At 72.6% G+C, this 19,930-nt stretch carries 20 protein-coding genes; 10 read left to right on the plus strand and 10 right to left on the minus strand.

The features are described from left to right. Together F0U47_RS00815 and F0U47_RS00820 are read right to left on the minus strand one after the other, a co-directional pair. The gene (locus tag F0U47_RS00815) at positions 1 to 1,665 is read right to left on the minus strand and encodes an MXAN_6640 family putative metalloprotease (protein WP_149748417.1); all 1,665 of its coding nucleotides are present in this window, start codon (positions 1,663 to 1,665) and stop codon (positions 1 to 3) included. Between the two features lie 70 nt (positions 1,666 to 1,735). Then, positions 1,736 to 3,196: an MXAN_6640 family putative metalloprotease gene (locus F0U47_RS00820; RefSeq protein WP_149748418.1), complete on the minus strand. Its 1,461-nt coding sequence runs from the start codon at positions 3,194 to 3,196 to the stop codon at positions 1,736 to 1,738. A 68-nt stretch (positions 3,197 to 3,264) separates the two neighbouring features. Here F0U47_RS00820 and F0U47_RS00825 point away from each other — a divergent pair, with 68 nt between their 5' ends. The 3 genes from F0U47_RS00825 to F0U47_RS00835 all read left to right on the plus strand — a co-directional run bounded on the left by F0U47_RS00825 (position 3,265) and on the right by F0U47_RS00835 (position 7,505). After that, entirely contained in the window at positions 3,265 to 4,524 is a 1,260-nt protein-coding gene (locus tag F0U47_RS00825) for a DUF445 domain-containing protein (protein ID WP_246159352.1), read from the plus strand. A gap of 124 nt (positions 4,525 to 4,648) precedes the next feature. Further along, a complete protein-coding gene (locus F0U47_RS00830) occupies positions 4,649 to 6,751 on the plus strand; it encodes an MMPL family transporter (protein ID WP_246159353.1) in 2,103 nt (700 codons plus the stop codon). Positions 6,752 to 6,779: 28 nt separating this feature from the next. Next, positions 6,780 to 7,505: a hemerythrin domain-containing protein gene (locus F0U47_RS00835; RefSeq protein ID WP_149748421.1), complete on the plus strand. Its 726-nt coding sequence runs from the start codon at positions 6,780 to 6,782 to the stop codon at positions 7,503 to 7,505. On the opposite strand, the gene F0U47_RS00840 is transcribed toward F0U47_RS00835, so the two are convergent. Then, positions 7,506 to 10,832: an ATP-binding protein gene (locus F0U47_RS00840; RefSeq protein WP_188111116.1), complete on the minus strand. Its 3,327-nt coding sequence runs from the start codon at positions 10,830 to 10,832 to the stop codon at positions 7,506 to 7,508. It lies immediately after the preceding gene. 71 nt (positions 10,833 to 10,903) lie between these two features. On the opposite strand from F0U47_RS00840, the gene F0U47_RS00845 reads away from it, so the two are divergent. After that, a complete protein-coding gene (locus tag F0U47_RS00845; protein ID WP_149748423.1) occupies positions 10,904 to 11,149 on the plus strand; it encodes an RNA-binding S4 domain-containing protein in 246 nt (81 codons plus the stop codon). A 22-nt stretch (positions 11,150 to 11,171) separates the two neighbouring features. On the opposite strand, the gene F0U47_RS00850 is transcribed toward F0U47_RS00845, so the two are convergent. Genes F0U47_RS00850 through F0U47_RS00860 form a run of 3 tightly spaced genes read right to left on the minus strand, consistent with a single transcriptional unit; the run spans position 11,172 to position 12,867 of the window. Then, the gene (locus F0U47_RS00850) at positions 11,172 to 11,540 is read right to left on the minus strand and encodes an FKBP-type peptidyl-prolyl cis-trans isomerase (protein ID WP_149748424.1); all 369 of its coding nucleotides are present in this window, start codon (positions 11,538 to 11,540) and stop codon (positions 11,172 to 11,174) included. A 12-nt stretch (positions 11,541 to 11,552) separates the two neighbouring features. Continuing rightward, the gene (locus F0U47_RS00855) at positions 11,553 to 11,984 is read right to left on the minus strand and encodes a CBS domain-containing protein (protein ID WP_149748425.1); all 432 of its coding nucleotides are present in this window, start codon (positions 11,982 to 11,984) and stop codon (positions 11,553 to 11,555) included. A 10-nt stretch (positions 11,985 to 11,994) separates the two neighbouring features. Next, the gene (locus F0U47_RS00860; RefSeq protein WP_246159354.1) at positions 11,995 to 12,867 is read right to left on the minus strand and encodes an inositol monophosphatase family protein; all 873 of its coding nucleotides are present in this window, start codon (positions 12,865 to 12,867) and stop codon (positions 11,995 to 11,997) included. An 86-nt stretch (positions 12,868 to 12,953) separates the two neighbouring features. Here F0U47_RS00860 and F0U47_RS00865 point away from each other — a divergent pair, with 86 nt between their 5' ends. Then, positions 12,954 to 13,403, plus strand: coding sequence for a DUF2231 domain-containing protein (locus tag F0U47_RS00865; RefSeq protein WP_149748427.1), 450 nt, complete (start codon positions 12,954 to 12,956; stop codon positions 13,401 to 13,403). Here the strand turns inward: F0U47_RS00865 and rsgA are convergent. The 3 genes from rsgA to F0U47_RS00880 all read right to left on the minus strand — a co-directional run bounded on the left by rsgA (position 13,400) and on the right by F0U47_RS00880 (position 16,312). Further along, positions 13,400 to 14,413: a ribosome small subunit-dependent GTPase A gene (gene rsgA, locus F0U47_RS00870; RefSeq protein ID WP_149748428.1), complete on the minus strand. Its 1,014-nt coding sequence runs from the start codon at positions 14,411 to 14,413 to the stop codon at positions 13,400 to 13,402. The genes F0U47_RS00865 and rsgA overlap by 4 nt on opposite strands. Before the next feature lie 8 nt (positions 14,414 to 14,421). Then, complete coding sequence (gene aroA, locus F0U47_RS00875; protein ID WP_149748429.1) at positions 14,422 to 15,717, minus strand: 3-phosphoshikimate 1-carboxyvinyltransferase; 1,296 nt, start codon at positions 15,715 to 15,717, stop codon at positions 14,422 to 14,424. Between the two features lie 64 nt (positions 15,718 to 15,781). After that, the gene (locus F0U47_RS00880; RefSeq protein ID WP_149748430.1) at positions 15,782 to 16,312 is read right to left on the minus strand and encodes a DoxX family membrane protein; all 531 of its coding nucleotides are present in this window, start codon (positions 16,310 to 16,312) and stop codon (positions 15,782 to 15,784) included. A gap of 64 nt (positions 16,313 to 16,376) precedes the next feature. On the opposite strand from F0U47_RS00880, the gene F0U47_RS00885 reads away from it, so the two are divergent. The 5 genes from F0U47_RS00885 to F0U47_RS00905 are packed head-to-tail and all read left to right on the plus strand — an operon-like array spanning position 16,377 to position 19,676. Continuing rightward, positions 16,377 to 17,159 carry an SOS response-associated peptidase gene (locus F0U47_RS00885; RefSeq protein ID WP_149748431.1) on the plus strand — a complete coding sequence of 261 codons (783 nt, stop codon included), beginning with the start codon at positions 16,377 to 16,379 and terminating at the stop codon, positions 17,157 to 17,159. Next, the gene (locus F0U47_RS00890) at positions 17,156 to 17,818 is read left to right on the plus strand and encodes an alpha/beta hydrolase family protein (protein WP_149748432.1); all 663 of its coding nucleotides are present in this window, start codon (positions 17,156 to 17,158) and stop codon (positions 17,816 to 17,818) included. The genes F0U47_RS00885 and F0U47_RS00890 overlap by 4 nt, the downstream gene beginning before the upstream one ends. A gap of 15 nt (positions 17,819 to 17,833) precedes the next feature. Further along, complete coding sequence (locus tag F0U47_RS00895; RefSeq protein WP_149748433.1) at positions 17,834 to 18,529, plus strand: sigma-70 family RNA polymerase sigma factor; 696 nt, start codon at positions 17,834 to 17,836, stop codon at positions 18,527 to 18,529. Beyond that, positions 18,529 to 18,804: a mycothiol system anti-sigma-R factor gene (gene rsrA, locus F0U47_RS00900; RefSeq protein ID WP_149748434.1), complete on the plus strand. Its 276-nt coding sequence runs from the start codon at positions 18,529 to 18,531 to the stop codon at positions 18,802 to 18,804. The genes F0U47_RS00895 and rsrA overlap by 1 nt, the downstream gene beginning before the upstream one ends. A gap of 29 nt (positions 18,805 to 18,833) precedes the next feature. Then, positions 18,834 to 19,676, plus strand: coding sequence for an oxidoreductase (locus F0U47_RS00905; protein WP_149748435.1), 843 nt, complete (start codon positions 18,834 to 18,836; stop codon positions 19,674 to 19,676). 157 nt (positions 19,677 to 19,833) lie between these two features. Here F0U47_RS00905 and F0U47_RS22580 read toward each other — a convergent pair whose 3' ends face one another. Next, on the minus strand, positions 19,834 to 19,908 hold the full coding sequence (locus tag F0U47_RS22580; RefSeq protein WP_370692322.1) for a 50S ribosomal protein bL37: 75 nt from the start codon (positions 19,906 to 19,908) through the stop codon (positions 19,834 to 19,836). Between the last annotated feature and the right edge of the window lie 22 nt (positions 19,909 to 19,930).

Raw genomic sequence — 19,930 nt, forward strand, 5'->3', positions numbered from 1 at the left:
TCAGGAGCGGAACGCCTTCGCGACGAACTCCGAGCGGAGGCCGTCGTCCAGCGGGATGCCGCCGAAGCAGGAGTACGGCGTCGCGTTCTGCCAGCAGTCGAACCGGGCGCTGGTGTTGACGAACACGACGTCGACGCCCTTGATGCTGCGGCTGCTGAAGGGCAGCGTCTTGGTGCCCGCGCCGGTGCGGCTCAGGCGGACGACCGACGTATCGACCCGACCGCTGGTCTTGTGGACGAGGGCCACGAAGGCGCCGCCGCGAGCCGTCGCCGGGGCGTTGAAGCGGATCCGCACCTTCCAGTCACGCTGGCTGAGGTCCACGGGCTTGAGCCGCGCGGTGCCCGAGGACAGGTGCCACGGCGAGAAGTGCACGCCCTTCCGCGCCGCCGAGCCGAACCTGACCGTCAGGCCGGTCGGTGAGGCGCGGTAGGAGCCGCCCTCGTCGTAGACGTCCTTCGGGTGGCGGTTCGCAGCGGAGAACAGCTGGAACTCCTTCTGGAGCGACGTGCCCCGGGTGCCGAGCACCCGCGACAGCCCCTGCATCGAGTAGTCGTCCGGTCCGCTCGGTCGGCCGTCGAGCCGGTTCCACACGTCGAGCACCAGCTTGGGCAGCCGGCCCTCCCTGGCGGGGAACTTCTCGGTCAGGTAGCGCCACCAGATCCAGGTGCCGTAGTGGAACCCGTCGCCGAAGTGGTCGAGGGGCGTGCCGGGGTGGCTGATCGGGCTGCCGCGGAGGTACTGCCGGTTGTCGTTGACGGCGTCGAACATCTCGTCCTCGACCCACGCCGCGGTCGACTCGAGGATCCACCCGTCCTCGTAGGCGTCGTAGGCGTACTGCACGGCGTGGAAGTACTCGTGCGCCGCGGTGACCTGCATGTTCTCGGTCGGCGTGTTGCGCGGGAACTGGCCGGTCCGGTAGTCGTCGTCCAGCGTGCAGTAGGCCCAGAGGCTGTAGTCGCCGGACGTGTTCGGGTCGTTCGGGTCGTCGGACGTGCAGTAGCCGTAGATGCCGGAGTCACCGATGTCGCCGAGGTAGATGTCGACCACGTTGGTGCCGCCGCCGATCGAGCCGTCGGGCTTCGGACGGCGGTAGCCAGCGGCGAGGTAGTCGGCGTGGATCTGCCGGGTCGTGTCGAGGACCTGGGTGACGTACGCCGGGACGGTGTTCGGGTCGCCGTCGGAGCCGGTCGGCGCGTGGCCGTTCCCGGCGGCGCCGCCGTTCGTGTCGGTCTCGGTGTAGTGGACGCAGATGACCCCCTGGCACGCCTCGAGCGGAAGCGGGACGTTGATGAGGTCGTCGAGGTCGTCGTCCGGGTCGTACGGGTCGCTGGTGTCGTCCGGCCGCTGGAGCATCCGCTCGACCTTCTTCTGGTCGTCGGCGGGCAGCGCGTCCTTCAGCACCCGGAGGTCGCGCAGCGCGACGGTGAGGGACCGGCCGTCCGTCGTACGCCCGCGCTGGCCGGTGCGGTCTCCGCGCAGGATCGCCTCCACCTCGGCGAGCGCCTGCTGGGCCTGCTCGGAGCGGTTGGCCTGCCCGGTGGGCGAGGCCTGGCTGCCCGGCAGGGTCGGCGGGTGGACCTCGTCGGCGACGGCCGCGGGAGCGCCGAGGGTGAGGCCGAGGGTCAGGGCTACGGGGAGCGCAATCAGGGCACGTGGAAATCGCACCAGAGGAGGATGTCATCCCTTTGCCGAACGGGCATGATCTTCGCGAATTGCGTCCCGGTCGGGTCCGGCGTCAGCGGGCGAGGCGAACGACCTGCGCGGCGACCCGGAACCGGGCGTCGTCGTCGCGCGGCTCTCCGCCGCAGGCGAACAGCGTGTCCTGGTGGCAGCGGTAGCGGGTCGAGGCGTTGACGAGCGTGACCACCACCCGCGCCACCTCCCCGGCGGCGAACCGCACCGTGCGGGCGCCGTCACCCCGGCGGTCGAGGCGTACGGCGCGACGCGCCCGCGAGCCGTCGGTCCGCACGACCACGACCCGGGCCGCTGATCGGCGCCGCGGCGCGTCGACGGTGACCCGCAGGCGCCAGCGCCGGCCGTGGAGGCCGCGCTCGGGGGCGAGCACCACGTGCCGGGCGGCCAGGTGGTCGATCCGCACGGGCTCGGACGCGCTCCGGTCGGACCGCCCGAGGCGGTGCGTCCGGCCCAGCCGCGCCGACGGCCAGGTGGCGCCCTCGGCGTAGGTGTCGGCGGGGGAGAGGTTCGCGACGGCGTAGGACGCCAGGGCGCGGGGGAGGCCGGCGTGCCGGTCCAGCACCGTCCTCAGCGCGGCGACCGAGGAGAGGTTCGGCGCGTCACCGACGGCGTCGGCGCGCGCCCAGACGGCGCGGACCAGGCCGGCGCCGTACCGGGCGGTGAGGAACTCCCACCACGCCCAGGTCCCGTAGTGGGCGTACCGGTCGTTGGAGAAGTGGTCGAGCGGGATGCCGGGCCGGTGGACGGTGCCGTACCGCAGGTAGCGGCGGTTGTCGTCGATGCGGTCGGCGAACGACTCCTCGATCCAGGTGGCGGTCGACTCCAGCAGCCACGGGTCCTCGCGGAAGTCGTAGCCGAACTGGATCGCGTGGAAGAACTCGTGGGCCGCGGTCACCCGGAGGCTGGCGGCCGGCCGCGCGTCGTACTGGCTGCGCGCGAAGTCGTCGTCGAGCACGCAGTAGCTGGACGCGGCGAGCCGCTCGCCCCGCACCCGGCGCTCCGGCGAGCAGTAGCCGAACAGACCGCGGTCGCCGAGCTCGGCCAGGTAGACGTCGAACCGCCTGTCGCCACCGCGGCGGCCGTCCCGCGGCGGCCGGCGGAAGCCGAGGGTGCCGACCTCGTGGTCCCAGACGTTGCCGAGCACGCGCAGCGTGCGACGGACCCACCGTCGCGAGGGGGGCGCGTCCTCGCCGCGCACGGCGTAGTGCACGCAGATCCGCTTGCCGCACACCTTCTTCGACCGGCCGCGGTAGCCGTCGCCGCCGGGGTCCTGGTCGCCGTCCGTCGGCCGCGCCAGCAGCGCGCTCGCGATGAGCGACTCGAGGGTGTCGAGCGTCGGCCGGGCGACGAAGAGGTCACGCATCGCCAGGGTGGAGTACGGCGTGCCGTCCGCATGCCGCTCGCGCGGATCGCCCGCGTCGTGCGCCGCAGCCGGGCCGCCGAGGACGGTCACCGCACCTGCGAGAAGGCAGGCGAGGGCAATGCGTGCGGGGAAGAACACGCCCACCAGCGTCGCGGACGGACGTGCCGGATCCCGGGATGACGCGCCGCGTGCGCAAGGATGAGGCAGTGACCGGACCGATGCTGCCCACGGACTCCGCTGCCGACGCCGTACGACGGAGCGCGCTGCGGCGGATGCGCACGGTGGCGGTCTCGCTGCTGCTCTTCGCCGCCGCCGTCTATGTCGTCACCCTCGGCCGGGACGGCTTCTGGGGCTTCGTCAACGCCGGCGCCGAGGCGTCGATGGTCGGCGCGATGGCCGACTGGTTCGCGGTGACGGCGCTGTTCAAGCACCCGCTGGGACTGCCGATCCCGCACACCGCCCTGATCCCGAAGCGCAAGGACGACCTCGGCAAGGGGCTGGAGCAGTTCGTCGGCGAGAACTTCCTCCAGGAGGACATCATCCGCGAGCGGATCCTGTCGGTCGGGATCTCGCAGCGGGTGGCGACCTGGCTCGCCGTGCCGGCCAACGCGACGCGTGTGGTCGAGGAGGTCTCGGACCTCGCGGCGATCGGCCTGTCGAAGGTGCGTCCCGACCACATCGAGTCGCTCGTGAACGACGCGCTGGTGCCGCGGTTCCGCGAGGAGCCGGTCGCGCCGCTGCTCGGCGGGCTGCTCGACGAGGCGCTCGCCGACGACCTGCACCACGGGCTGGTCGACCTCGCGCTCACCGAGCTCCATGACTGGCTGATCGCCAACCCCGAGACCGTGCACGAGGTGATCGGCGAGCGGGCACCGTGGTGGGCGCCGGACAGCGTCAACACCTACGTCATCAACCGGCTGCACCTGGAGATGGTGCGCTGGATGTCGGAGATCCGGTCGCAGCCCGAGCACCGGGCGCGACGCGCGCTGGACTCGATGCTGCGCCAGCTCGCCACCGACCTGCAGACCAACCCGGCCACCCAGGACCGCGCCGAGCGGCTGAAGGAGCGGGTCCTCTCCCATCCCGCCGTGATCAGGACCGCGATCGCGGTCTGGAGCGCGCTGCGGGAGGCCCTGGTCAAGTCGCTGGACGACCCGACCGGGGTGGTCCACCAGCGGCTGCTGCTCGAGGTCGACGTGTTAGCGAAGCGACTCGGCAGCGACGCCGCCCTGCGCGACCGGCTCGACCAGGCGGCCGCGGACCTGGCCGTCTTCGCCGTCGACCGCTACGGCAGCGAGGTCACCACGATCATCACCCACACCATCGAGCGGTGGGACGGCAAGGAGGCCTCCGACCGGATCGAGCTGCACGTCGGTCGCGACCTGCAGTTCATCCGGATCAACGGCACGATCGTCGGTGGCCTGGTCGGCGTGATCATCCACGCGGTGTCGCTGGGCGTGCACTGACCGAGCACTGACCGAGCACAGGCCCGTCGGCGTGGCTTGAGCGCCGGCTCAAGTCCGGCACAAGCACGGCGCAAGGTCTCTCCCCGACGGTGGATCCCACGATCCACCGATCAAGGAGAATCTGATGAGTTCCCTGCACCGAGTAGGGCTCGCGACCGCGCGACACCCCTGGCGCACGCTCGCGGTCTGGCTGGTCGCCCTCGTGTCGCTCGGCGGCCTGGCCGCAGCGATCGGCGGCGAGCTTCGTGACAACTGGAACGTCCCCGACACCCGCGCCCAGGCCGGGGTCGACCAGCTGAGGGAGCACTTCCCCGACAGCGGCGGTTCCAGTGCCCAGGTCGTGCTGCACGACGACCAGCGCCTCGACGCCACGGTCGTGGAGCAGGTCGTCGCCGAGCTCCACGCCACCGAGCACGTCACGACCGTGACCCCGCGGCTGTCCGAGGACGGCGACACCGCCCTCCTCTACGTCCGCTACGACGTCCCCACCACCGACTCCGACATCTACGGGGACATCGACCCGCTCGAGGTCGCCGCCGCGCCTGCGGAGGCCGCGGGCTACCAGGTCGAGCTGGGGGGAGAGCTGCCCGGAACCGCGACCGAGATCGAGGGCCGCGGCGAGCTGATCGGGATCCTGGTCGCGCTCGCGCTGCTCGTGATCGCGTTCGGGTCCGTGGTGGCCGCCGGCCTGCCGGTCGCGACCGCCGTCGGTGGGCTTGTTGCCGGCTCGTCGGGCGTGATGCTGCTCGCGGGCCTGACCGACGTGTCCACCTCCGCCCCCACGATCGCGACCATGGTCGGACTCGGGGTCGGCATCGACTACGCGCTGCTCATCGTCACCCGCCACGTGGAGCGGCTGCGGGCCGGGGACACCCCGGTCGAGGCAGCCGCCCGGGCCACGGCGACCGCGGGCCGGTCGGTGGTCGGGGCAGGGCTGACCGTGCTGGTCTCCCTGATGGGGCTGCGCCTGGCCGGCCTGCCGACGTACGACGCCTTCGGGTTCGCCACCGCGATCGCGGTCGTCTGCGTGATGGCCGCTGCGCTCACCCTGGTGCCGGCGCTGTGCGCGCTGGCGGGCCGCCGGCTGATGCCGCGGAAGGAGCGCAAGCGGGCGCCGGGGCTCGGCGCCGGCGCGCCGCGCACCTCCACCACCGACCAGGAGCCGCTGACCGCCCGGTGGGCGCGGACCGTGGCGAAGCGGCCCGTCGCGTGGGCGCTCGTCGCGCTGACCGTGCTGCTCGCGCTCGGTGCGCCGGCGCTCGGCATGCGCACCTGGCCGCAGGACGGGGGGACCGACCCGCAGGGCAGCACCACGCGGGCGGCGTACGACCTGGTCACCGAGGAGTTCGGCCCCGGCGCCAACGGCCCGATCACGCTGGTCGCGGACCTCGAGGAGGTCAGCCGGCCCGAGGTGAAGGCACTGCACGCCGAGATCGCCGGTCTCGACGACGTCGCGTCCTCCGGCCCGGTCGCCACCTCGCCCGACGGCCGGCTGGCGGTCTGGGACATCGAGCCCACCACGGCGCCGATCGACGAGCAGACGACCACCTTCCTCGAGGACCTCCGCGCCGAAGTGCTGCCCGACGGGGTCGAGGCGACCGGCTACACGCCGATCCTCGGCGACATCTCGGAGCTGCTCGGCGAGCGGCTGTGGTTGGTCGTCGGCTTCGTCGTGCTCGTGTCGGTGGTGCTGCTGGCGTTCATGTTCCGGTCGGTCGTGGTGCCGCTCAAGGCGGCTGCGATGAACCTGCTGTCGATCGCGGCGGCGTACGGCGTCGTCACGCTGGTCTTCCAGCACGGATGGGGCTCGTCCCTGCTCGGCGTCGACCACGACATCCCGGTCTCCAGCTGGGTGCCGATCCTGATGTTCGCCGTGCTGTTCGGCCTCTCGATGGACTACGAGGTCTTCCTGCTGTCGGCGATCCGCGACGACTGGCTCGACACCGGCGACGCCCACGGCTCTGTCGTGCGCGGCCTGGCCTCGACCGGCCGGGTGATCTCGATGGCCGCGGCGATCATGGTCGCCGTCTTCGTCGGCTTCGCCACCGAGCCCGCGGTCGTCGTGAAGATGCTCGGCGTCGGCCTCGCAGCCGCCGTCGCGCTCGACGCCACCGTCGTCCGGATGGTGCTCGTCCCCGCCACCATGACCCTGCTCGGGAAGTGGAACTGGTGGCTGCCCGGCCGGGGCCGCGTCGAGGAGCTCGACGACGCGCCGGTCCAGGTCTGAACCCACCACCTCAGAGAGAAGAAGCGAGATGACAACCATCTATCCCGAGCAGCTGATGCTCCCCGGCCAGGCCGCCGCACCGGGCGGTCCGGTGGACATGACGATCATGTACCTGATGCACCACGCGTTCCGGCGTGACCTCGACCGGTTCGCCGCGACGGTCCCGGCGACCCCGGCTGACGACCTGACCACGTGGTCGGCGCTGGCCCGCCGCTGGGACCGCTTCAGCGAGATCCTGCACCACCACCACAGCGGCGAGGACGCGGGGATCTGGCCGTTCCTGCTGGAGCGGGCCCACCCTGCCGAGCGGCAGGCGCTGCACGCCATGGAGGCGGAGCACTCCAAGATCGACCCGCTGCTCGCGTCGTGCGGCGAGCTCTTCGGTGCGCTCGCCGGACCGGTCGGCGACCGGAGCCGCGAGGAGCTGCGGGCCGGCCTCGCGGTCCGCCTCGCCGAGACGAGAGAGCTGCTCGGCGCGCATCTGCGGCACGAGGAGACCGAGGCGCTGGTCGTCCTGCAGCGGCACATGACCCAGGAGGACTGGGAGCGCATCGAGCAGGAGCACTTCAAGAGCAACGAGACCCTGGGCTACCTGCTCTACGTCGTGCCGTGGGTCGCCGAGGGCCTCTCGAAGCAGGTCCTCGACGGCGTCTTCGCCGAGGCCGGGCAGGGCTTCCGCGTGGTCCTGTGGATCGGCAGGATCCTGAAGTTCCGGAGGCTCGAGCGACGGGCCTTCCGCTACGCGCCGGCCTGATCAGAAGCCGTGGCGGTCCCGCAGGCCGAGGAGCCACTTCTCGACCCGCGGGATCCGCCATGCGCCGGTCAGCTCGAGCGCGTGGTCGGCGTGCTCGGCCGCGAGCCTGGTCTCGCCGGTCGCGGCAGCCGCCAGCGCCAGGTAGGCGTCGACCGGGCCGTGGGCGGGCGAGGTGCCCGAGATGACGCAGGTGCCCCGGTACGGCGCCAGCCTCGCGTACGCCGCCGCGGCCAGGTCCGGCTCGCCGAGGCCGAGCCCGATCTCGGCGCCGAGCGCCCAGATGAACGGTGAGAACCAGTTGTCGGTGTCGAGGTCGACGCCGTAGGTGTCGAACGCGAGCCGCGCGAACTCCGGCTGGCCGTGCCGCAGGGCCAGCACGGTGGCGGCCGGGCCGACCGGGATCCGGGACTCCGCCATGAACGACCCCACCTCGTCGTCGGCCGGAGGAGGCGCCGACGGGTTCCACAGCGGCTCGTAGAAGGCCGCCCCGCGGACGGTGTCGACCTTGTGGGACGTGGAGACGAGCTCGAACACCTGGGTGAGCCGCGCGAACGAGTCCGCGATCGCTGCCTCGTCGCCCCGCATCGTCGCCCAGCAGTGGACGAGGTTGAGGGTCACCATCTCGACGAAGTACAGCTTCTGCTCATGGGCCTCGCGGATGACGTCCGCCATCTCGTCGTCCAGGCCCGCGATGTCCCCGAGCTCGCAGCGCACCGGCGCCAGCAGCGCCCGTAGGTTGGTGCGGGTCCGCTGGTCACCGGCCCGGGTCGCGTGCACGAGGGCCTCCTCGCACCACAGCCTCCGGCGCTCGGCATTGCTGCGGCGGAAGGTCGCGACAGCCGACCCCATCAGCGCGTCCGTCAGGAGAGTCCCGTCACCGACGCTGCGCGCGATGGCGATCGCCTCCTCGCACAGCTCATCGAGCTCGTCGGGGGACGTCGCGTAGTAGGCCTCGGCGGCCAGCGCGAGCAGGAGCCGGCAGCGCACCTCGCTGTCCCGCGGCAGGACGGTCAGCGCGCTCCGCATCACCGAGATCACGGCATCGTTGCTCTCGCCGTACGCACGGGCGGGCCACAGCGCGTCGGTGGTCGCCGTCCGCGCTGCCCGCACGACGAGCTCGGGGTCGCCGAGCCGGCCGGCGAGGACCACCGCCTCGTCGACCGCGCCGTGCATCTCCAGCCGGCGCGTGCTCCAGCGGCACGCCTCGGCGTAGCGGACCAGCAGGTCGTAGCGCTGGCGCTCGGTCGCCGCCGGGTCGTCGGCGAGGAGCGCCAGCGCCGCCCCGTAGTGCTGGGCGGCCTCCTCGGCGGCGTGGGCGGCCAGCGCGACCGCACCCGCGTGGGCCGCCGCGAGGTGCGCCTGCCGCACGTGACGACGGCCTGCGGCCGCCCAGTGGCGGGCGATCTCCGGCGCCCGGTCCGCAGCGTCGGGGACCTCCGCGACGAGACCGGCGAGCGCGGCGTGCAGGCGCTCCCGGCGCGACGGGGTGAGCCCGCCGTACGCCGTGTCCCGGACCAACGCGTGGACGAACCGGAACCGGTCCCCGCCGAGGTCCTGCACCAGGTCCACCTGGAGCGCCGGCTCGAGCAGGTCGAGCGCGTCGAGGTCGGTGGTGTCGAGCGCCCGGGCGAGGAGAGGGAGGTCGAACTCGCGGCCGATCGCCGCCCCCGCCGTGAGCGCCCGTCGCGAGCCCTCGGGAAGCTGCGCGATCCGTCGCTCGACCACGGCGGCGACCGTGGGAGGCATCCCGTCGAGCACGTCGTGCAGGTCCCGGTCCTCGTCGCGGGCCAGCCGGCCGTACTCGATCAGGAAGAACGGGTTGCCCTCGGTGCGCTGGTGCACGCTGGTCGCCAGCTCGGGATCCCGCTGCCCGGTGATCGCCTCGAGCAGGTGGGCGGTCTCGTCGGCCGACAGCCCGCTCAGCTCGAGGTTGGTGGCGTGCCGCCGGGCGAGGGCCTCCGCGACCTCGGCGAGCGCGCCGACCTGGCTCCCGCGGCGCCAGGTGCAGACCACGAGGAGCCGTCCGGTCTCGGTGTGCGCCGCGAGGTGACGCAGCACGCGGAGGGACGACGGGTCCGCCCAGTGCAGGTCCTCGAGGCCGAGCACGACGGTCCGGTCCCGGCTCAGCTCGGCGAGGGTGCGGCGGACGCTCTCGGCGATCGTGAACCGCGCGGCGTCGTGGTCGTCGCGGTCGGCGTCGCCGGCTCGCGGCATCCGGGCGCCGAGCGCGGTCGTCCAGGGCCAGAGCGGCGGCGCGTCCTCCTCCTGCGAGCACCGGCCGACCAGGACCGTCGCGCCCCGTGCCCGTGCCTCGAGCGCCAGCTCCGCGCCGAGCCGGGTCTTGCCGGCGCCCGGCTCGCCGACGACGGTCACGAACCGCGGGTGCCCCTGCTCGGCGATCGCCAGGAGCGAGGTGAGCACGGTCAGGTGCGCGTCGCGGCCGACCAACGGCCAGTCGGGCACGGTGATCTCGGCGTGGGGGAGCTCCGGCTCCTCCTGGCTCGTCGGCCCGGGTGCCGTGCCGGCGGTCGGCGCAGGTGCGACCTCGTGTCGGAGGATCGCGGTCTGCAGCTCACGGGTCTGGGGGGAGGGGTCGAGGCCCAGCTCCTCGTCGAGCACGGTGCGCATCCGATCGAGCGCGGCGAGTGCGTCGGCCTGGCGGCCGGTGCGGGCGAGGGCGACCGCGAGCAGCGTCCAGAGACGCTCGCGCAGCGGATGCGCCGTGGTGAGGCCGTCGAGCTCGGAGACCGCCTCGGCGTCTCGGCCGGTGGCGATGAGCAGGGTCGCGCGGTCCTCCAGCGCCAGCAGGCGCAGCTCGGACAGGCGGCCGCGTTCGGGGAGAACGACGTCGGAGTCGGGGAGGTCGGCGTACGGCGTGCCACGCCAGAGGGCGAGCGCCGCGTCGAGGGTGCCGAGGTGGCGGGTGGCGAGCTCGACGTCGACGGCGGTGGGGACCGCGCTCCGGGTGAGGTCGGCGATGGCGGCGTGGACCTCCGCGACCGAGCGGGCGAAAGCCTCCGCGTCCACCTCCGCGTCCAGCTGGTAACCGAGGTCGCTGCTGGTCAGGTGGGTGCTCGGGCTGCGGGCCGGAAGGTCCGGCTCGAGCGCCCGCCGCACCAGCGAGACGTAGGTCTGCAGCGTGGCGTGGGCGCTCGGCGGCGCCTCTGGTCCCCAGACGGTGTCGACCAGGACGTCCGCCGGCACGGCCCGGCCCGGGTGAAGTGCGAGCGCGGCGACCAGGGCGCGGTGCTTGGCGGCTTGCAGCGGGAGCGGGTCGTCCGACGGCGTCGTCGCGACGACCGTCGGGCCCAGCACGCCCACCCACATGCGCGGGAGCATAGGCGCGGATCGGGCACTGCGCGGGGGAATGCGCCGAGCCGAGCCTCTAGGGTGGGGCCATGCCCGAACCTGTGGACGTCCCGATCTCAGACGGCGTCATCAAGCTCGGCCAGTTCCTGAAGCTGGCGAACCTGATCGAGTCGGGATCGGAGGCCAAGCCGCTGCTGACCGCCGGCATGGTGCGCGTCAACGGCGAGGTCGAGACGCGACGCGGCCGCCAGCTCCAGTCCGGCGACGTGGTGACCGTCGCCGCCCAGTCGGCACGGGTGGCGACCGGTCCGGTCACCGACAACCTGCCCTGGTGACCAGCCGGTGATCAGCCGGTGATCAGCTGACGCCGAGCAGGTCGACGACGAAGATCAGCGTCTCGCCGGGCTTGATCGCGCCACCGGCCCCGCGGTCGCCGTAGCCGAGGTGCGGCGGGATGACGAGCTGCCGCCGGCCGCCGACCTTCATGCCCTGAACGCCGGTGTCCCAGCCCTCGATGACCTGGCCGATGCCCAGCCGGAACTGCAGCGGAGCGCCCCGGTTGTAGGACGCGTCGAACTCCTCGCCCGTCGAGTGGGCGACGCCCACGTAGTGCACCGACACGGTGCTGCCGGCGGTCGCCTCGGCGCCGTCGCCGACGGTGACGTCGGTGACCACCAGGTCCGCGGGCGGCTCGGGGTCGAAGAACTCGATCTCAGGCTTCTCCATGAGGAGAGCCTGTCACACCCGGTGGACGTAGTTGTCGAGCTGGTCGCGCTCGAACTGCAGCTCGTCGATCTTGTGCTTGACCAGGTCGCCGATGCTGACGATGCCGACCAGCCGGTCTCCGTCGCAGACGGGGATGTGGCGGAACCTGCCCTCGGTCATCGCCTTCATCACGTCGTCGAGCTGGTCGTCCGGCGCACACGTCTTCACGACCTCGGTCATGATCGCGCCGACCGTGTTGTCGATGACGGTGCCGTCGCTGTGGAGGCGGCGTACGACGTCGCGCTCGCTGACGATGCCGTCGAGCGAGGTGCCGTCGGCGCTGACGATCAGGGCACCGATGTTGTGCTGGGCCAGGGTCGCGATGAGCTCGCGCACGCCGGCGTCCGGGGAGATCGTGACAACGTCCCGGAGCTGCTTGGCCTTGAGGACCTCAGTGATGCGCATGTGAAGCAGGTTACTCGCGGCGAGGACTGCGGGACCAGATGTCCGAAACAGTCCCGGGCCCGTTGTCGGGCCAGTCCGGGTCGCCGTCGCCGTCCGGAACCGACCCGAGGAACGACAGGGCCGCGTCGTGGAGGTGGCCGTTGGACGCCAGGGCGTTGCCACCCCACGGGCCGTCCGCCCCGGCGAGCGACGTGAACCGGCCGCCGGCCTCGCGGACGATGACGTCGAGGGCCGCCATGTCGTAGACCTCGAGCTCCGGCTCGGCTGCCACGTCGACGGCGCCCTCGGCGACGAGCATGTAGGACCAGAAGTCGCCGTACGCCCGCGACCGCCAGACCCGCCGCATCAGGGCGAGCACGTCCTCGCCGAGGCCGCGATCCTCCCAGCCGCGCAGGGAGGCGTAGGAGAACGACGCGTCCTCGAGGCGGCGTACGTCGGACACCTGGCACCTGGTCGCCTTCATCAGCGACTTGCCGGTCCACGCGCCCTGTCCGGCCGAGGCCCACCAGCGGCGCTGCAGCTGGGGCGCGGACACGACGCCGAGGACGACCTCCTCGTCGACGGCGAGCGCGATGAGGGTCGCCCACACCGGGACGCCGCGGACGAAGTTCTTCGTGCCGTCGATCGGGTCGATGATCCACCGGCGCTGGGAGTGACCGGACGTGCCGTGCTCCTCGCCGGTCACCGCGTCGCGGCTCCGCGCCCGGGAGAGGGTACGGCGGATCGACTCCTCGACGGCGCGGTCGGCGTCGGTCACCGGGGTCAGGTCCGGCTTGCTCATCACGTGGAGGTCGAGGGCGCCGAACCGGGACTGGGTGAGCGAGTCCGCGTCGTCCGCCAGCAGGTGCGCCAGGCGGAGGTCGTCGGTGTAGTCGGTGCCCACGGGGGTCACCCTAGCCAGCGGCCAGCCGCGGACTGAACCAGGTGCGCCTCGCATCCGTGGGGAAACATGTGATGCATTCTTTGGTGATGGAGATCAACGGACTTCCCCTGCACGTGCTCGTCGTGCACGCCGCAGTGGTCCTCACGCCGATCGCCGGGCTCGCAGCGATCGCCTACGCGCTGGTCCCGCGCTGGCGCGACTGGTTGCGCTGGCCCGTGGCCGTCGCGGTGGTGGCGGCCGTGGGCGCGGTGTGGGTGGCCTTCCTGTCGGGCGGCGACTTCCGTGACACCGACCGGTTCGCGGGCGCCACGGGCGAGTTCGCCACGAAGCTCCAGGACCACGAGGACCTGGGCGGCATCCTGCGCTGGGTCGCCAGCGGGTTCGGGGTGCTGACCCTGGCGGCGGTCGCGCTCCACGACCGGACGGGCGTGGTGCGGATCCTGCTCTCGGCCGTCGTGGTGGCCACGGCCGTCGCCACCGTCGTCCTCACCGTGATGACCGGCGACTCCGGTGCGCAGGCGGTCTGGGGGACCTAGTAGTCCGTCACCGACCTGGCGGCGAGGACCCGGCGGAACGACGCGACCCGCTCGGAGTCGGCGGCTCCCTCCGCCACGGCCTCGTCGAGACCGCACTCGGGCTCGTCCCCGCCGTGGGTGCAGCCGCGCGGGCAGTCCTCGGTCATCTCGTCGAGGTCGGGGAACGCCTCGATCAGGTGCTCGGGCTGGACGTGCGCGAGCCCGAAGGACCGGATGCCGGGGGTGTCGACGATCCAGCCCGCCCCGCCGTCAAGGCCGGGGAGCTCGAGCATGATCGCCGACGTCGAGGTGTGCCGGCCCTGCCCGGTGACGGCGTTGACGTCGCCGGTCTCGCGCCGGGCCTCGGGGACGAGGGCGTTGACCAGGGTCGACTTGCCCACGCCGCTGGTGCCGATGAGCACGCTCGTGTGGCCGGTCAGCCGGGCAAGCAGGTCCTCCAGGCCGACGATCCGGCGATCGGCGTCACGGTGGGTCACCACCCAGGGCACGCCCAGGGAGCGGTAGGTCGACAGCAGGGTCTCGGGGTCCTCGAGGTCGGCCTTGGTGAGGCAGAGCAGGGGAGCGAGCCCGGCGTCGTACGCAGCGACGAGGGCGCGGTCGATCCACCGCGACCGCGGCGCGGGATCGGCGAGCGCGGTCACCACGACGAGCTGGGTGGCGTTGGCGACGATCACCCGCTCGACCGGGTCGTCGTCGTCCGCGGTACGACGCAGCACGGTGCTGCGCTCGCCGACCTCGACGATCCGGGCGAGGCTGCCGTCGGCGCCCGAGACGTCGCCGACGACGCGGACCCGGTCGCCGACGACGACTCCCTTGCGACCGAGCGGGCGGGCCTTCATCGCCATCACCCGGCGGCCGTCGACCAGCAGCGTGAACCGCCCGCGGTCGACGGTGACGACCGCGCCGTCGACGGCGTCGTCGTAGGACGGCCGCTCCTTCGTGCGGGGGCGGGTACGGCGGCGCGGCCGGTCGTAGTGCTCGACGTCGTGCTCGCCGTACCGTCCGGTCATCGCACGCCTCAGAGCAGCGCGGCCCAGAAGCCGGCGAAGTCGGGAAAGGTCTTGCTCGTCGTGGCGACGTCCTCGACGAGCACTCCGGACACTGCCGCGCCGACGATCACGCCGGCGTGGGCCATCCGGTGGTCGGCGTAGGTGTGGAACACGCCTCCTGACAGGCGGGCCGGGCGCAGCTCCAGCCCGTCGGGATGCTCGGTGACGTCGGCACCGAGAGCGCCGAGCTCCGTTGCGAGGGCCGCCAACCGATCCGTCTCGTGGCCGCGGATGTGGGCGATCCCGCGCAGGTGGGAAGGCGTCGAGGCCAGTGCGCAGAGCGCGGCCACCGCCGGGGCCAGCTCGCCGACGTCGTGGAGGTCGGCGTCGAGGCCGACCAGGCCGCGGTGCCCGTCGGCGGGACCGGTGACCCGGAGGCCCGCCTCGACGCGCTCGACGGTGCAGCCCATCTGGGCCAGCAGGTCGCGCAGCGCGTCGCCGGCCTGGGTCGTGCTCTCGGGCCAGTCGCGCACGGTGACCGCGCCACCCGACACCGCGGCCAGCGCCAGGAACGGCGCCGCGTTGGAGAGATCGGGCTCGACCGCCTCGTCGCGCGCGGCGATCGGACCAGGCGTCACCGCCCACCGGTTGGCGTCCGCGTCGTCGACCTCGACGCCGCGGTCGCGGAGCATGGCGATGGTCATCTCGATGTGGGGGAGGGACGGGATCGGCTTGCCGTCGTGCCGGACGTCGACGCCGCGCTCGTAGCGGGCGCCGGCCAGCAGCAGCGCCGACACGAACTGCGAGGACGCCGACGCGTCGATCACGACCGTGCCGCCGGGCACGCGGCCCTCGCCCGCGACGGTGAACGGCAGTGAGCCGCGGCCGCCGTCGTCGATGGTCATGCCGAGCGCCGTCAGTGCGCCCAGCACCTCGCCGACCGGCCGGTTGCGCATGTGGGGGTCGCCGTCGAACGCGACCGTGCCGCGCACCAGCCCGGCGACGGGCGGCACGAACCGCATCACCGTGCCGGCGAGCCCGCAGTCGACCTCCGCTTCGACCGCGGCTGCCGCCGGGTCGAGCGGCGTCACGGCCCAGTCCGGGCCGCTCGTGTCGACCTGCGCGCCCAGCGCCGTCAGCGCTCGCGCCATCAGCTCGGTGTCACGGGACCGCAGCGCACGTCGTACGACGGACGGCCCGTCGGCCAGGGCCGCCAGCACCAGCGCGCGGTTGGTGAGCGACTTGCTGCCCGGCAGCGAGACCACTGCGTCGACGGGCGCGGTCGCGACGGGGGCGAGCCAGAGGTCGGCGTGGGTGGCTGTCATGACCCGTCGGAGTCTAGGAGACCGTGGAACGTTCCGTCCTACGGCGTGGCGACTCCGGGCGGGATCAGGTCAGCTCGGCCTTGACGAGCTTGGCCTCCCGCTTCGCCGAGTGCGCCAGGTGCCGCGCCTCGCGGCGGGCGTCCCTGGCCGCGCGGCGCGCGCGCCAGGCCAGGCCGGGCCGGCCCTCGGTGTCGCCGGCGGCGATCATCAGCCCGCCGGCGAGGGACGCGTTCTTCGCGAAGTGGGTCAGCTGCTCGCGGCGCTCGTGGGGGTCGGAGGTCTCCCAGAACCGGTAGCGGGCCGCGGTCGACGGGACGAGCGACGCGGCGAGCACGCCCGAGGCGATGCGCGGGAAGTGCCCGGTCGCCAGCGCGGCGGCGGCGGCGATCTGGACCGCGCCGTTGATCCGGATCCAGGTCACCGGGTTCGTGGGCACCGGCGCCTGCGGCACCGCCTTCTCCACGAGGGGGACGAACCGGTCGGTGACCGGCTTGGCGCCGGGTGCGATCGTCTCGGCGTTGCGTAGGGAGTCGATGCCGCTGGCGACGAAGAACGAAGCCAGCAAGGGACGGGCGAGAATTCTGCTCACGGCCATGTCTGGCCGGTACCCCGTGCTCCGGCACCCAACCCTGTCCGCCGGAGCCACTAGATTGAGCGGCATGTGTGGGCGCTACGCCTCCAGCCGGAGCCCGGACGACCTCGCCGAGGAGTTCGAGGTGGTCGACGCGAGGCTCGACAAGGTCCTTCCGCCGGACTACAACGTCGCGCCGACCAAGGAGGTCTACGCCGTCCTCGACCGGACGCCGCGTCCTCCGGACGAGGAGGAGGGGACCGCGCCCGACGCCGAGCCGGTGCGGCAGCTGCGCGTGGTCAAGTGGGGGCTGGTCCCGTTCTGGGCCAAGGACCCCTCGATCGGCAGCCGGATGATCAACGCCCGGATGGAGACGGTCGCGGAGAAGCCGGCGTTCCGGCGCGCGTTCTCCAGCCGCCGCTGCCTGCTCCCGGCCGACGGCTACTTCGAGTGGTACGAGACCCAGCAGAAGGGGAAGTCGGGCAAGCGGCTCAAGCAGCCGTTCTTCATCAAGCCGAAGGACGGCTCGGTGATGGCGATGGCCGGGCTCTACGAGATCTGGAAGGACCCGACCCGCGACTCAGACAGCCCGGAGGACCCGGGCCGATTTCTCTGGACCTGCACGGTGCTGACCACCGAGGCCACCGACGAGGTCGGCCGGATCCACGACCGGATGCCGCTCCTGGTCACGCCGGAGCGGCGTACGGCGTGGCTCGACCCCGGCACGCCGAAGGACCAGCTGCTCGACCTGCTCGTCCCGGCCCAGCAGAGCGGGCTCGAGGCGTTCCCGGTGTCGACCGCGGTGGGGAACGTCCGCAACAACGGGCCTGAGCTGGTGGAGCCGGTGCCGTTCGAGGAGACCCTCCTGTGAGGAGCGAGGAGCGGATCATCGCGACGCCGGTCGGCGAAGGCCGGCTGGTGACCCGTCGTGCGCCGCGGCCGATCGCGACCGTCCTGCTCAGCCACGGTGCCGGCGGTGGCATCGACGCGCGTGACCTGACCGCGCTCGCGACGCACCTCCCGCGCCAGGGCGTCAACGTGATGCTCTTCGAGCAGCCCTGGCGAACGGCCGGACGCAAGGTGGCGACGCCGCCGGCCACGCTGGACGTCGGGCTGCGGGCGGCCGTCGACGCCGTGCGGGTGCGCACCCCGATCATCCTCGGCGGCCGGTCGGCCGGTGCCCGGTCGGCGTGCCGGTCCGCACGCGAGCTCGGCGCCTCCGGCTGCCTCGCGCTGTCCTTCCCGCTGCACCCGCCCGGGAAGCCCGAGAAGTCCCGGCTCGACGAGCTGGCGGGCGCCGACGTCCCGACCCTGGTGATCCAGGGCGGCAACGACCCGTTCGGGCGGCCCGAGGAGTTCCCGGACCCGCTGCCGAACCGCACCGACCTCGCCGTCGTACCCGATGGCGACCACAGCCTCGCCGTCCCGAAGCGGGCTTCGATCACCCAGGACGACGCCATGGAGATCGTGGTGGAGGCCGCCCTGGAGTGGATCGTGCGCGAGATCGTCGGGAATGGAGCAACCCGCTGACCTGTTGCACCAGCCATGACCGCGGTCCTCGAGCGCCCTCGCAGCATCGGTGAGGCGACGTTCCCCGTAGGCTGGGGGACGATGACCGAGACCTCTGACGTCGACAGCGTCGACAGTGTTGACATCGCGACCGAGACCCAGGCCGAGCGGGCCGAGCGGTTCGAGCGCGATGCCCTGCCCTTCCTCGACCAGCTCTACTCCGCGGCCATGCGCATGACCCGCAACCCCGCGGACGCCGAGGACCTCGTCCAGGAGACGTTCGCCAAGGCGTACTCCGCGTTCCACCAGTTCAAGCCCGGCACCAACCTCAAGGCCTGGCTGTACCGGATCCTGACCAACACCTTCATCAACTCCTACCGAAAGAAGCAGCGAGAACCGCAGCAGTCCATGTCGGAGGACGTCGAGGACTGGCAGCTCGCGCGCGCGGAGTCGCACACGTCGAGCGGCCTGAAGTCCGCGGAGATGGAGGCGCTCGAGCACCTTCCCGACAGCCAGGTCAAGGACGCGCTGCAGCGGCTCCCCGAGGAGTTCCGGCTGGCCGTCTACCTCGCCGACGTGGAGGGCTTCGCCTACAAGGAGATCGCCGAGATCATGGACACGCCGATCGGGACGGTCATGTCCCGTCTCCACCGGGGGCGCCGTCAGCTGCGCGACATGCTCTCCGACTACGTCCGGACGGGCGGCGACGCCCCGGTCCAGGGAGGCCGATGATGGCCAGCACCCACGACCACGGTCCGACCAACGAGGAGTGTGCCGACTTCCTCGAGCGGATCATGCGGCTGATCGACAACGAGCTCGAAGAGGGTGACTGCGCGGTCGTCCGCGCACACATCGACACGTGCAACCCCTGCCTCGAGCGCTACGACCTCCAGCGCACGGTGAAGGCGCTCGTCGCCCGCTCGTGCTCGGAGAAGGCGCCGGTCGAGCTGCGTGACCGCGTGCGGGTCCGCATCCAGGAGATCCAGGTCCGGATCACCGAGACCTGAGCCGTCCCGGGTCTGCCATGATCCGGAGCATGACCACGCCCACGAACCGGACCGTCCTGATCACCGGCTGCTCCTCCGGCATCGGCGAGGCGACGGCCGCGCGGCTCGTCCGCGCAGGCTGGGACGTCTACGCGACCGCGCGGCGGCCCGAGACGCTGACCGCGCTCGCCGACGCAGGGTGCACCACGCTCGCCCTCGACGTGACCGACGAGGCCTCGATGTCCACCGCCGTCGACGCCGTCCTCGCCGGCGCCGGACAGATCGACGCGCTCGTCAACAACGCCGGCTACTCGCAGTCCGGAGCGCTCGAGTCGGTCGACGTCGACGACGTGCGCCGGCAGTTCGAGACCAACGTCTTCGGCCTGCTCCGACTGACCCAGCTGGTGCTCCCGCACATGCGCGAGCGGCGGTCGGGGCGGATCGTCAACATCGGCTCGATGGGCGGCAAGCTGACCTTCCCCGGCGGGGGTGTCTACCACGCGAGCAAGTACGCCGTCGAGGCGCTCTCCGACGCCCTCCGGTTCGAGGTCGCCGGCTTCGGCATCCAGGTCGTGCTGATCGAGCCGGGCCTCATCACCACCAACTTCGAGGCCGCCGTCGCGGCCGGGATGCCGGCCGGCGAGGGTCCCTACGCCGCGTTCAACGAGGCCGTCATGAAGTCCACCAGCGAGGCGTACGACGGCCCGATGGCCAGGCTCGGCGGCCCGCCCGAGGCGGTGGCGAAGGTGATCGAGAAGGCGCTGACCAAGGCGCACCCGAAGCCGCGCTACCTGGTCACGCCGTCGGCCTACGGCGCGATCGTGACCCGCCGGATCATGCCCGACCGGGCGTGGGACCTGGCGATGAAGGCGCAGTTCCCCCAGCCGAGATAGTCGTCTCAGACGACGAAGCCCCGGTGACCGCGTCGGTCCGAGGGCTCAGTCTTCACGCACCCAAAAAGCCGGAAGTCGCCAGCGGCGAACGACCACTGACGACCTCGACTGCGTGCCCGGCAGCGTGGCGCACGATCTGCGACACGCTCGGGCCGGTTCAGCTGTTCGGGCGCTTGCCGTGGTTGGCGGCCTTCTTGCGGCGCGCGCGGCGCTTGCGTCCGGTCTTGCCCATGGTTCCTCCTGAAGTCGGTAAC

Source organism: Nocardioides antri (assembly GCF_008373765.1).
Taxonomy (GTDB): domain Bacteria; phylum Actinomycetota; class Actinomycetes; order Propionibacteriales; family Nocardioidaceae; genus Nocardioides; species Nocardioides antri.

Coding starts and splice junctions, on each gene's coding strand:
- F0U47_RS00840 (WP_188111116.1), bottom strand. CDS start 10,832: ATGTGGGTGGGCGTGCTGGGCCCGACGGTCGTCGCGACGACGCCGTCG.
- rsgA (WP_149748428.1), bottom strand. CDS start 14,413: ATGACCGGACGGTACGGCGAGCACGACGTCGAGCACTACGACCGGCCG.
- F0U47_RS00855 (WP_149748425.1), bottom strand. CDS start 11,984: ATGCGCATCACTGAGGTCCTCAAGGCCAAGCAGCTCCGGGACGTTGTC.
- F0U47_RS00845 (WP_149748423.1), top strand. CDS start 10,904: ATGCCCGAACCTGTGGACGTCCCGATCTCAGACGGCGTCATCAAGCTC.
- F0U47_RS00830 (WP_246159353.1), top strand. CDS start 4,649: ATGAGTTCCCTGCACCGAGTAGGGCTCGCGACCGCGCGACACCCCTGG.
- F0U47_RS00905 (WP_149748435.1), top strand. CDS start 18,834: ATGACCACGCCCACGAACCGGACCGTCCTGATCACCGGCTGCTCCTCC.
- F0U47_RS00865 (WP_149748427.1), top strand. CDS start 12,954: ATGGAGATCAACGGACTTCCCCTGCACGTGCTCGTCGTGCACGCCGCA.
- aroA (WP_149748429.1), bottom strand. CDS start 15,717: ATGACAGCCACCCACGCCGACCTCTGGCTCGCCCCCGTCGCGACCGCG.
- rsrA (WP_149748434.1), top strand. CDS start 18,529: ATGGCCAGCACCCACGACCACGGTCCGACCAACGAGGAGTGTGCCGAC.
- F0U47_RS00835 (WP_149748421.1), top strand. CDS start 6,780: ATGACAACCATCTATCCCGAGCAGCTGATGCTCCCCGGCCAGGCCGCC.
- F0U47_RS00880 (WP_149748430.1), bottom strand. CDS start 16,312: ATGGCCGTGAGCAGAATTCTCGCCCGTCCCTTGCTGGCTTCGTTCTTC.
- F0U47_RS00895 (WP_149748433.1), top strand. CDS start 17,834: ATGACCGCGGTCCTCGAGCGCCCTCGCAGCATCGGTGAGGCGACGTTC.
- F0U47_RS00885 (WP_149748431.1), top strand. CDS start 16,377: ATGTGTGGGCGCTACGCCTCCAGCCGGAGCCCGGACGACCTCGCCGAG.
- F0U47_RS00850 (WP_149748424.1), bottom strand. CDS start 11,540: ATGGAGAAGCCTGAGATCGAGTTCTTCGACCCCGAGCCGCCCGCGGAC.